Origin of the sequence: Kitasatospora sp. NPDC057738 (assembly GCF_042798815.1) — a bacterium.
Classification (GTDB): Bacteria; Actinomycetota; Actinomycetes; order Streptomycetales; family Streptomycetaceae; genus Kitasatospora; species Kitasatospora lactacystinica.
The window spans coordinates 185,351-197,795 of record NZ_JBHVJT010000003.1; the positions used below are offsets into that span (position 1 = coordinate 185,351).

The following is a 12,445-nucleotide window of genomic DNA, read 5'->3' on the forward strand; positions in this document are numbered from 1 at the left end:
TCTCGTCTCGGACTGCGCGGGACGCGCAGGGTGCGCAGGGTGCGCGGAACGGTGCCCTGGTCATGCGGATCCCAGCTGCCGGTCGATGTAGTCGAACATCTCGTCGTCGCTGGCCGCCTCGATCAGGTCGGGGGCCAGGTCGTCCACGTCGCCCGTGGGGCGGGCGGTGGTGGCCGTTGTCCCGCCGGACAGCGGGCGGGACAGCACTTCCCGTATCCGGGCGGCGAGTTCGTCGCTGACGCCGTCCGGCGGCAGGGCGTCGAGCAGGGTCTCCAGGGTGTCGAGCCCGGCCCGGACCGCCGCGTCGCCGGTCGGGCGGGCGGCGGTGACCCGCTCGGCGAGGTGGCGTGCCAGTGCCTCCGGGGTGGGGTGGTCGAAGACCAGCGCGGCCGGCAGCCGCAGCCCGGTCGAGGACACCAGCCGGTTGCGCAGTTCGACCCCGGTGAGGGAGTCGAAGCCGACCTCCTTGAACGGGCGGGCCGGGCGGATCAGGTTCGGCGAACTGTGGCCGAGCACCGCCGCCGCGTTGCCGCGCACCAGGTCGAGCAGGGTCCGGTGCAGCTCGGCCTCGGGCAGCTCGGCGAGCTGCTGCGCCATCGAGCGGGCCGGTGCCGCGGCGGAGGCGGCGGCAGTACGGGCGGGGCGGGCCAGGCCGCGGAGCACGGCGGGCAGCCGGTCGTCCGCCCGCAGCACCGACGGGGCGATCCTGGCCGCGAGCCGGTAGGCGTACGGGGAGTCCAGCGCCGCGTCGAACAGGGCGAGGCCCTCCGCCGAGGTCAGCGCGCCCGCCCCGGCGCCCCGGCCCGCGGTGACCGCGGCGGTCATCCCGCTGCGCTCCTCCCACAGGCCCCAGCCGATGGACAGGCCGGGCAGCCCCTCGGCCCGGCGTTCGGCGGCGAGGGCGTCGAGGACCGCGTTGGCGGCGGCGTAGTTCGCCTGCCCGGCCGCGCCGAACTGGGCGGCGCCCGAGGAGAACAGGACCAGCGCAGCGAGGTCGAGGTCCCGGGTGAGTTCGTGCAGGGCCAGCGCCGCGTCCGCCTTGGGCCGCAGGACGCGGTCGAGCCGGTCCGGCGTCAGCCCGGCGATCGTGGCGTCGTCCAGGACACCGGCCGCGTGGACGACGGCGGTCAGCGGGTGCGCGGCGGGCACCGACCCGAGCAGGGCGGTGAGCGCGGCGTGGTCGGCGACGTCGCAGGCGGCGACGGTCACCGACGCCCCGAGTCCGGTCAGTTCCCGCACCAGCTCCGGCATCCCGTCGGCGGATCCGCCCCGGCGGCCCGCCAGCAGCAGGTGCCGGGTGCCGTGCGCGACGACCAGGTGCCGGGCCAGGAGCCGTCCCAGGGTGCCGGTGGCCCCGGTGACCAGGACGGTCCCTTCGGGGTCCGGCGCAGCGGGCAGCAGCAGGACGTTCTTGCCGACGCCCCGGGCCTGGCTGAGCGAGCGCAGGGCGGCCGGGGCCTGCCGGACGTCCCAGCCGGTGACGGGCAGGGGACGCAGCACCCCCTGCTCGAACAGGGCCAGGACGTCGGCGAGCATCTCACCGATCCGCTCCGGACCGGCCTCCATCAGGTCGAACGCCCGGTAGCGCACCCCGGGGTGCTGCCGGGCGACCGTCCCGGGGTCGCGGACGTCGGTCTTGCCCATCTCCACGAAGCGGCCGCCGTTCGGCAGCAGTCGCAGACCGGCGTCGACGAACTCCCGCGCCAGGCTGTCGAGTACGACGTCGACGCCCCGCCCGCCGGTGGCCGTCAGGAACTTCTCGGCGAAGTCGGTGGAACGGGTCGAGGCGATGTGCTCGGTGTCCAGTCCGCCGGCCTCCAGGACGTCCCACTTGGCGGGGGAGGCGGTCGCGAACACCCGCGCACCGGCGTGCCGGGCGAGCTGTACCGCCGCCATGCCGACACCGCCGGCCGCGGCGTGGACCAGCACCGATTCCCCGCGCCGCAGTCCGCCGAGATCGAACAGACCGTAGTAGGCGGTGAGGAACACCACCGGCACCGATGCGGCGCGGGCGAAGGACCAGCCCGCCGGTATCCGGGCGACGGTGCGGCGGTCGGCGACGGCGGTCGGGCCGAACGCGCCCCCGAAGATCCCCATCACCCGGTCCCCGGGCACCAGGTCGTCCACACCCGGGCCGACCTCGATGACGGTTCCGGCGCCCTCGCTGCCCAGGCCCTGCTGTTCGGGGTCGGGGTCCAGGCCGAGCGCGGCGATGACGTCGTGGAAGTTCAGCCCGGCGGCGCGCACCGCGATCCGCACCTCGCCCTTGCCCAGCGGGGCGAGGGCCGCGGGCGCGGGCCCCGCCACGATGTCCTCCACGGAGCCCCGGCCGTCGGTGGTGAGCCGCCAGGCCGCGCCGTCCGGCAGGGACAGCGTGCCGTCCGGCCGTCCGCCGCGGACCAGCCGCGGCAGCAGCGGCAGGCCGGTCCGCAACGCCAGCTCGGGTTCCCCGGTGGCGAGCGCCGCAGGCAGGGCGTCCGCCCGCTCGCCCGTCCCGGCCGCGTCGATGAGGACGAAGCGCCCGGGGTGCTCGGCCCGCGCGCTGCGCACCAGGCCCCACAGGGCGGCCTGGGCGGGATCGACGGGACGGTCGAGCGGTCCGGTGCGGACCGCGTCCCTGGTGAGCAGGGCCAGCCTGGCCTCGGCGAACCGCTCGTCGGCCAGCCACTGCTGTACCAGGGCCAGGCCCCGGTGCGCGGTGCCGCGGACCCGGTCGGCGGGGTCGGGCAGGTCGGCGGTGGCGACGGCCGCCACGATCACCTCGGGGAGGGCGGCGCCCGCTTCGAGCGCGGCTCCCAGGGCGTCGAGGTCCGGCAACGTCGCCGCGCCGGGGACGGCACCGCCGAGGGCGGCCCAGGTGGGCACGGCACTGTCGGCCGGGTCGGCGGCCGGGGTCCAGTCGAGACGGTACAGCAGGTCGGCGTGGGCGTTCGCGGAGAGCGGCCCGCCCGCGGCCGGGGGCCGCAGCAGCAGGCCCTCCACGCCGAGCACCTGCCGTCCCGACAGGTCGTGGGCGTGCAGGGTCACGGAGTCCGGCGCGCCGGCGGCGAGCCGCACCCGCAGCGTGGTGGCCCCGGTGATCCCGCCGGTCACACCGTTCCAGCTGAAGGGCAGCCGGGCCCCGCCGTCCTGGTCGGGCAGCAGTGCGGCGGTCTGGAGGGCCGCGTCCAGCAGCGCGGGGTGCAGCACGCACCCGGCGGCGTCGGCGTGCTGCGACTCCGGCAGCACCACCTCGGCGAACACCTCGCCGTCGCGGAGCCACGCGGCACGGATGCCGCGGAAGGCGGGGCCGTAGTGGTAGCCGGCCTCGGCGAAGCGCTCGTAGAGGTCGCCGGTGTCCACGGGTTCGGCACCGGACGGCGGCCAGCTCAGCAGACCGGCCGCGGCTCCGGCCGGGTCCCCGGCGGGCCGGGGCACCAGGGTGCCGGTGGCGTGCTCCGTCCAGGGCGCGTCGGCGTCCCGGGTCGTGCGGGCGAACACGCCGAGCCTCCGCCGACCGTCGCCGTCGGGCGCGGCGACCCGGAGCTGCAGGTGGACGGCTCCCTCCTCCGGGAGCACGAGGGCCGATCCGAGGGTGAGTTCCTCGACCACCGGGCAGTCCGCCTCGGCCCCGGCGCGCAGCGCGAGTTCGAGGAAGGCCGTACCGGGGAGGAGGACGACGCCCGACACCGCGTGATCGGCGAGCCAGGGGTGGGTACGCAGCGAGATCCGGCCGCTGAGCAGCAGTTCGTCGGAGTCCGCGACCTGCGTCACCGCACCGAGCAGCGGGTGCCCGGTCGTGGCGAGACCCGCCGAGGCGACGTCCCAGCTCGTGGTCGGGACGTCGAGCCAGTAGCGGCTGCGCTGGAAGGCGTACGTCGGCAGGTCCACCCGCCGCGCGCCCGGGAACGCACCCGAGAAGTCCACTCCCAGCCCGCACTCCCACGCACGGCCCACCGCACGCAGCACCTGAGCCGGGCCACCCTCCCCGCGACGCAGCGTCCCCAGCACCGCGGCATCCACACCCGCGGCCTCCACCGACTCCCCCACCGCAACCGACAACACCGCGTGCGGACTGGACTCGACGAAGAACCGGAAACCCTCCCCCAGCAGCGCCGCCGTGGCCTGCTCGAACTCGACGGTCTCCCGGAGGTTGCGGTACCAGTACTCGGCGTCCAGGGACTTCGTGTCCAGCCAGCCGCCCGTCACCGTCGAAAGGAACGGCACCGTGCCGGACAGGGGTGCGATGCCGTCCAGGTCGGACAGCAGGCGCTCGCGGACCTCCTCGACGTGCGCGGAGTGCGACGCGTAGTCGACCTCGATCAACCGCGCCCGCACACCCTCCCCGACCAAGGCCTCGACCAGTGCCGCCACCGCGTCCGCGTCACCCGACACCACCGTCGACGACGGACCGTTCACCGCCGCCACCGACAACCGGCCCGCGATCCGCTCCCGCACCGCCTCCACCGGCAGCGGCACCGACGCCATCCCGCCACGGCCCGCCAACGCCCCCACCGCACGGGAACGCAACGCCACCACCCGCGCCCCGTCCTCCAGGCTCAGACCACCCGCCACCACGGCCGCGGCGATCTCGCCCTGCGAGTGGCCCACCACCGCGTCCGGAACGACCCCGAACGAGCGCCACACCTCCGCCAGCGACACCATCACCGACCACAGCACCGGCTGCACCACATCGACCCGCGCCAACAGCGCCTCCGAACCCAGCACCTCCGCCAACGACCAATCCACATAAGGCGCCAGCGCCCGCTCGCACTCCGCCATCCGCCCCGCGAACACAGCCGATTCGGCCAACAGCTCCGCGGCCATCCCCACCCACTGCGAACCCTGACCCGGGAACACCAGCACCGAACGACCGGAAACCAACCCTCCGCCGGACACCGCGGCACCCTGCGACAGCGCGGTCAGGTGCTCGGCGAGGTTCTCCTCCGTGCCCACCAGCAGCGCGCGGTGTGCCAGCGCGCTGCGGCCCGTGGCCAGAGAGAAGGCCACGTCCGTGGCGCGGACGCCCGAACCGTCGCCGATCCGGGCCGACAGCGCGGCGGCCTGGGCGCGCAGCGCCTCCGGAGTGCGCGCCGAGAGGAGCAGGGGGACGACCGCGGGTGCCGTCTCCGGTGTCCCGGGCTGGTCGACGAGCGTGTCCGCGGAAGCTGTCGGGTCGTCCGGGGCCTGTTCGAGGATGACGTGGGCGTTGGTGCCGCTGACGCCGAAGGAGGACACGCCGGCCCGCCGCAGGCGGCCCGTGTCGTCCCACGCACGGGCCTCCGTCAGCAGTCGGCCGGCGCCCGCCGACCAGTCCACCTCGGGCGTGGGGCCGTCCACGTGCAGCGTCTTGGGCATCACGCCGTGCCGCAAGGCGAGCACCGACTTGATGACCCCCGCCACACCGGCGGCAGCCGAGGCGTGTCCGATGTTCGACTTCAGCGAGCCGATCCACACCGGACGGTCCGCCGGACGGTCCTGCCCGTACGTCGCCAGCAGGGCCTGCGCCTCGATCGGGTCGCCCAGCCGCGTCCCCGTACCGTGCGCCTCCACCACATCCACTGCGGACGCCGACAACCCCGCATCCGCGAGCGCCGCACGGATCACCCGCTGCTGCGACGGGCCGTTCGGCGCCGTCAGACCGTTGCTCGCACCGTCCTGATTCACCGCCGAACCACGGATCACCGCCAGCACCGGATGCCCGTTGCGCCGCGCGTCCGACAGCCGCTCCACCAGCAGCATGCCGACGCCCTCGCCGAAGGCGGTCCCGTCGGCCGCCGCGGCGAAGGACTTGCAGCGGCCGTCCGGGGCGAGTCCGCCCTGACGGCTGAACTCGACGAACAGTTCGGGGCTGCACATCACGTTGACGCCGCCGGCCAGCGCCAGCGAGCACTCGCCGGATCGCAACGCCCGTACCGCGAGGTGCAGGGCCACCAACGAGGACGAGCACGCCGTGTCGACGGTGACCGCGGGGCCTTCCAGGCCGAAGAAGTAGGCCAGGCGTCCGGAGACGATGCTTCCCGAGTTGCCGGTGCCGAGGAATCCTTCGACGTCCTCGGGGATGTAGGGCAGCAGCCGGGCGGCGTAGTCCTGCTGCATCAGGCCGACGTACGTGCCGACCGGGGCGCCGCGCAGGGCGGCCGGGTCGATGGCCGCGCGTTCGAAGAGTTCCCAGGTGGTCTCCAGGAGCAGCCGCTGCTGCGGGTCCATGGCCAGGGCCTCGCGCGGCGAGATGCCGAAGAACTCCGCGTCGAACTCGGCGGCGTCGTACAGGAAGCCGCCGTCGCGGGTGACGGAGGTGCCGATGCGGTCGGGATCGGGGTCGTAGAGGGCTTCGACGTCCCAGCCGCGGTCGGTGGGGAACCCGGAGACGCCGTCGCGGCCCTCGGCCAGCATCCGCCACAGGTCCTCGGGTGAGCGGACACCGCCGGGGAGGCGGCAGGCCGCGGCGACGATCGCGATCCGGTCGTCGTCCGCGTCCCGGTTCCGGTCGGCCGGCCCCGCGGGTGCGGCGGGCCGGACGGCCGTGGCCGTTTCCGGGTCCGTGAGTCCGGCGCGCAGGAAGTCCGCGAGCGCCGCCGGGGTGGGGTGGTCGAACACCAGGCTGGCGGGGAGCCGCAGGCCGGTGGCGGCGTTCAGGCGGTTGCGCAGGTTCACCGAGGCCAGTGAGTCGAATCCCAGTTCGCGGAAGGCCCGTCCGGGGTCGAGGGTGTCCGGGGAGGCGTGGCCGAGGACCGCTGCCGCGTGGGTGCGGACGAGTTCGACGAGCAGCCGGGTCCGTCCGGTGCCGTCGAGGGCCGCGAGGCGCAGGCGCAGGGCGTTGTCGTCGGCCGTCGCCTCCGCGGCCGTGGCCGCCCGGCGCGGCGGTGTGCGCACCAGGCCGCGCAGCAGCGGCGGCAGGGTGCCGTCCGCCGCCGCGGACCGCAGGGCCGCGGCGTCGAGGCGCATCGGGACCAGGACGGCCCGGTCCACGGTGAGGGCGGTGTCGAGGAGCGCGAGTCCTCGATCGGTGGAGATTGGCGGCATCCCGGACCGGGCGAGGCGTCGTACGTCGTCCTCGTCCAGGTGTCCGGTGAGGGCGCTGGGCTGCTCCCACAGGGTCCAGGCCAGGGACTGGCCGGCCAGCCCCGCCGCCCGGCGCCGGGTGGCCAGGGCGTCGAGGAAGGCGTTGGCGGCGGCGTAGTTGGCCTGTCCGGGGCCGCCGAAGGTGCCCGCGGCCGAGGAGAAGAGCACGAAGTGCGTGAGGTCGAGGTCGCGGGTCAGTTCGTGCAGGTGGAGGGCGGCGTCGACCTTGGGGCGCAGCACGGCGTCCACCCGTTCGGGGGTGAGCGCGGTGACGACGCCGTCGTCGAGGGTGCCCGCGGTGTGGACCACGGCGGTCAGCGGGTGCGCGGCCGGCAGGTCCGCGAGTACGGCGGCCAGGGCGGTCCGGTCGGCGGCGTCGCAGGCGACGACGGCGGTCTCGGCTCCCAGCGCGGCGAGTTCGGCCCGCAGTTCTTCGGCTCCGGCGGCGGCCGGGCCGCCGCGGGAGAGCAGCAGCAGGTGCCGGACGCCGTGCCCGGTGACCAGGCGGCGGGCGACGTGGGAGCCGAGCAGGCCGGTGCCGCCGGTGATGAGGACCGTGCCGTCCGGGTCGAAGGCCGGGAGGGGCCCTGCCGCGTCGTCCGAGGTGTCCGGGTCGTTCCTGAGGACTCGGACCAGGCGGGGTGTGCGGACGTCGCCGCCGCGGACCGCGGACTGCGGTTCTCCCGAGGCGAGGGCCGCGGCGACGCCCGCGGAGGTGCCGTGCTCGTCGTCGGCGTCGAGGTCGAGCAGGGCGAAGCGCCCGGGGTGTTCGGACCCGGCCGAGCGGACCAGGCCCCAGAGCGCGCTGTGCGCGGGGTTGCGGACGTCCTCCCCCTCGCCGGTGCTGACCGCGCCCCGGGTGGCGAACACCAGGCGCGAGCCGGCGAAGCGGTCGTCGGCGAGCCAGGTCCGGACGTCGGCCAGGGCCTGGTGGACGGCCGCGCGGACCGCCGCGGCCGGTCCGGCCGCGTCCGCGGGCTCCACGGGCTCCACGGGCTCCGCGCAGGCGAGCAGGACCGTCTCGGGCACCGGGGCTCCGGCGTCGACGGCGGCCAGCAGCGCGGCCAGGTCCGCGGTGCGGTGGACGGGTGCGCCGCTGCCGCGCGGGGGTTCGGTGACCCACTCCGTCGCGTAGAGGTCCTGGTGGCGGCGGCCGTGGGCGGCGCGGTCGGCGCCGAGGCCGGCGGTGCCCGCGGGCCGCAGGACCAGCGCGTCCACGGTCGCCACGGGGGCGCCGGTCGCGTCGGCGACGGCGAGCGTCACCGTGTCGGGTCCGGCCGGGGCGAGCCGGACGCGGATCGCGTCGGCACCGGCGGCGTGCAGGGTCACGCCGTTCCAGGAGAACGGCAGCCGTCCCTCGGGGTGGGCGTCCGCGCCGGGGGTGCCGGGCACGCCGGTGGCGTGCAGGGCCGCGTCCAGCAGGGCCGGGTGCAGGCCGAAGCGGGCGGCGTCGGGTGCGGGCCCGGCGGGCACGACGGCCTCCGCGAACAGCTCTTCGCCGCGGCGCCAGGCCGCGCGCAGGCCCTGGAAGGCGGGACCGTAGGCGAATCCGCCGGCCGCGAAGCGGTCGTACAGTCCGTCGAGGGCGAGGGGTTCGGCGCCGGGCGGCGGCCAGGGCATCGGCCCGTCGGCCTCGATGCCTTCCGCGCCGTCCTGGGCCAGGACGCCCTCGGCGTGCCTGGTCCACTCGTCGTCGAGGGCGCCGTCGAGGGCGCCGTCGGCGGGTGCGTCCGGCCGGGAGTGCAGGCTGAGCGGGCGGCGGCCCAGGGAGTCGGGGGCGCCCACGGTGAGGCGCAGCACGGTGCCGCCGTGTTCGGGCAGCACCAGGGGGGCCTCGAGGGTGAATTCCTCGACCCGGGGGCAGCCGACGCGGGCTCCGGCCTGGAGCGCGAGTTCCAGGAAGGCGGTGCCCGGGAGCAGTGCCCGGCCGCCGACGGCGTGGTCGGCGAGCCACGGGTGGGTGCGGGCCGACAGGCGGCCGGTGAGGAGCAGGCCGTCGCTGTCGGCGAGGACCACGACGGCGCCCAGCAGCGGATGGTCCGCGGGGGTCAGTCCGGCGGAGGTGACGTCGGCGTCGGGCGCGGCGCCGTCCTCCAGCCAGTACGGGTCGCGCTGGAAGGCGTAGGTGGGCAGTTCCACCCGTCCGGGGCGGCGGTCGGCGAAGACGGTGTCCCAGTCCGGGGAGACTCCGCGCAGGTGGAGTTCGGCCAGGGACTCGGTGAACCGGCGCGGGCCGCCGTCGTCGCGGCGCAGGGTGCCCACGGCGGTGGCGTCGGCGCCGGCGTCCTCGGCGGTCTCCAGGACTCCGACGGTGAGGACGGGGTGCGGGCTGCTCTCCAGGAGGACCTGGTAGCCGTCGGCGAGCAGGGCGCGGGTCGCCTGTTCGAAGCGGACGGTCCCGCGGAGGTTGCGGTACCAGTAGTCGGCGTCCAGGGCGGTGGTGTCCTCCAGCAGGCCGCCGGTGAGGGTGGAGTAGAAGGGGACGGCGGACGGGCGGGGGGTCAGTCCGTCGAGCCGGGCGAGCAGTTCGGTGCGGATGTCCTCGACGTGGGCGCTGTGCGAGGCGTAGTCGACGGGGACGCGCCGGCTGCGGATGTCCAGGGCCGTCGTCCGGTCGAGGAACGCGTCGAGCGCGTCGGTGTCGCCGGAGACCACGGTGGAGGCGGGTCCGTTGACGGCGGCGACGGAGAGCCGGCCGTCCCAGGGGGCGAGGTGTTCGGCGACCTGTTCGGCGGGCAGCGCCACCGAGGCCATGCCGCCGCGGCCGGACAGGGCGCGGATGGCGCGGCTGCGCAGGGCGACGACCTTCGCCCCGTCCTCCAGGCTCAGCGCTCCCGCCACCACGGCGGCGGCGATCTCGCCCTGGGAGTGGCCGACGACGGCGCCGGGGGTGATGCCGCGCGAGCGCCACAGTTCGGCCAGGGAGACCATGACGGCCCACAGCGCCGGCTGCACCACGTCGACGCGGTCGGCCGGCGGGGTGCCGGGGGCGCCGCGCAGGACGGCTTCCAGGGACCAGTCGACGAAGGGGGTCAGGGCGCGTTCGCAGTCCGCGACGCGGGCGGCGAAGGCGGGGGCGGAGTCGAGGAGTTCGACGGCCATGCCGGCCCATTGGGAGCCCTGTCCGGGGAACACCAGGGCGACTTCGCCGCCGGTTCCGGCGGTGCCGAGGACCAGGCCGGGGACGGTGCGGCCGGCCGCCAGGGCGTCGAGGCCGGCCCGGAACTCCTCGGGGTGGGTGCCGATCAGGACCGCCCGGTGCTCGTGCGCGGCGCGGGTCGTCGCGAGGGCGTGGCCGATCTCGGCCGGGCCGGGTCCGGGGTGGGCGTCGAGGTGGTCGCGGAGCCGTGCGGCCTGGGCGCGCAGCGCTTCGGCGGTGCGTCCGGAGAGCACCCAGGGGAGGACGGCGGGGGCGGCGGGTTCGTCGGTCTGTTCCAGGACGGGTTCGTCCGCCTGTTCCAGGACGACGTGTCCGTTGGTGCCGCTGACGCCGAAGGAGGACACCGCGGCCCGGCGGGGCCGTCCGGTCTCGGGCCAGGGGGTGTTCTCGGTGACCAGGCGTACCGCGCCCGCGGTCCAGTCGATCCGCGGGGACGGGTCCTGCGCGTGCAGGGTGGGCGGGACGGTGCCGTGCCGCATGGCGAGGACGGTCTTGATGACGCCGCCGACGCCGGCCGCCGCCTGGGTGTGTCCGATGTTGGACTTCAGCGAGCCGAGCAGCAGCGGCTGCCCGTCGGCGCGGTTCTGCCCGTAGGTGGCCAGCAGGGCCTGGGCCTCGATCGGGTCGCCCAGCGGGGTGCCGGTGCCGTGCGCCTCGACCACGTCCACATCGGCGGGGGTGAGTCCGGCGTTGGCCAGGGCGTGGCGGATGACGCGCTGCTGGGCGGGGCCGTTGGGGGCGGTGAGCCTGCTGCTGGCGCCGTCCTGGTTGACGGCGGTGCCGCGGATCAGGGCGAGGACCGGGTGGTCGCCCCGCCGGGCGTCGGAGAGGCGCTCCAGGAGGAGCATGCCGACGCCCTCGCCCCAGCCGGTGCCGTCGGCGGCGGCGGCGAAGGACTTGCAGCGGCCGTCCCGGGCCAGGCCGCCCTGGCGGCTCATCTCGACGAACGGGACGGGTGTCGACATGACCATCGCGCCTCCGGCCAGGGCCAGGGTGCAGTCGCCGGCCCGCAGGGCCTGGGCGGCGAGGTGGATGGCGACCAGCGAGGAGGAGCAGGCGGTGTCGATGCTGACCGCCGGGCCCTCCAGGCCGAAGGTGTAGGCGACGCGGCCCGAGGCGACGCTGTCGGAGCTGCCGTTGCCGACGTAGCCGGCCACGTCGTCGGGGACCTGGCGCAGCCGTACCGCGTAGTCCTGGTACATCACGCCGGCGAAGACGCCGGTCCTGCTGCCCCGCAGGGTCGCGGGGTCGATGCCGGCCCGTTCGAACGCCTCCCAGGTGGTCTCCAGGAGGAGCCGCTGCTGGGGGTCCATCGCGAGCGCTTCGCGCGGGGAGATCCCGAAGAATCCGGGGTCGAAGTGCCCGACGTCGTCGAGGAAGCCGCCCAGGGCGGTGTGGCTGGTGCCCTCGCGCAGTTGTTCCGGGTCGTCCAGGTGGTCCAGGTCCCAGCCCCGGTCGCCGGGGAAGCCGGTGATGGCGTCGGTGCCGTCGGTGACCAGGCGCCACAGGTCCTCGGGGGACCGTACGCCGCCGGGGTAGCGGCAGCTCATCGCGACGACCGCGATCGGTTCGCGGCCCGCTTCCTCGGCCTCGGTCAGGCGCCGGCGGGTGTGGTGCAGGTCCGCCGTCACGCGCTTGAGGTAGTCCCTCAGCTTGTCGTCGTTCACCATCGGGAGCCGCCGTCCTGGTTCGGGTGTCGGGTCGGTGTCATGACAGGCCGAGTTCGTTGTCGATGAGGTCGAAGAGTTCGTCGTCGCTGGCGCCGTCCATCCGGTCCTCGATGGAGTCGGCCGCCGTGCCGTCGCCGTCGGCCGCGGTGGCCGCCGGGTCGACGCGGCGCAGGAGTTCCCGGAGCCGGTCGGCGAGCCGTTCGCGGTCCGCCGGGTCGTCGAGGGTGCCGTCGAGGGCGTCTTCCAGGCCGTCCAGTTCGGCGAGGCCGGGGACCGGGCCGGGCCCGCCTTCGGGGACGAGTTCGGCGGCGAGGTGTCCGGCGATCGCGGTCGGCGTGGGGTGGTCGAAGAGCAGGGTGGCCGGGAGGGGGTGGCCGGTGGCGGCGCGCAGCCGGTTGCGCAGTTCCACCGCGGTCAGCGAGTCGAAGCCGACCTCCAGCAGACCGCGGCCGGGATCGACCGCGGCCGGGCCGCTGTGGCCGAGCACCAGGGCGGCGTGGGAGCGGACCAGGTCGAGGAGGACCCGGCCGCGCTGGGTGTCGTTGAGGGAGGCGAGGCGCTGCTTCAGGGC

2 protein-coding genes are annotated in these 12,445 nt (G+C 75.9%); both read right to left on the reverse strand.

Going from position 1 to position 12,445, the window contains the following annotated elements; genetic code table 11:
* Positions 1 to 60: 60 nt before the first annotated feature.
* Positions 61 to 11,874 carry an SDR family NAD(P)-dependent oxidoreductase gene (locus tag ACFVGO_RS03035; RefSeq protein ID WP_380630712.1) on the reverse strand — a complete coding sequence of 3,938 codons (11,814 nt, stop codon included), beginning with the start codon at positions 11,872 to 11,874 and terminating at the stop codon, positions 61 to 63.
* A gap of 37 nt (positions 11,875 to 11,911) precedes the next feature.
* Positions 11,912 to 12,445 (reverse strand): phosphopantetheine-binding protein (locus tag ACFVGO_RS03040; RefSeq protein ID WP_380630713.1); only part of this gene is annotated, 534 nt, incomplete at its 5' end.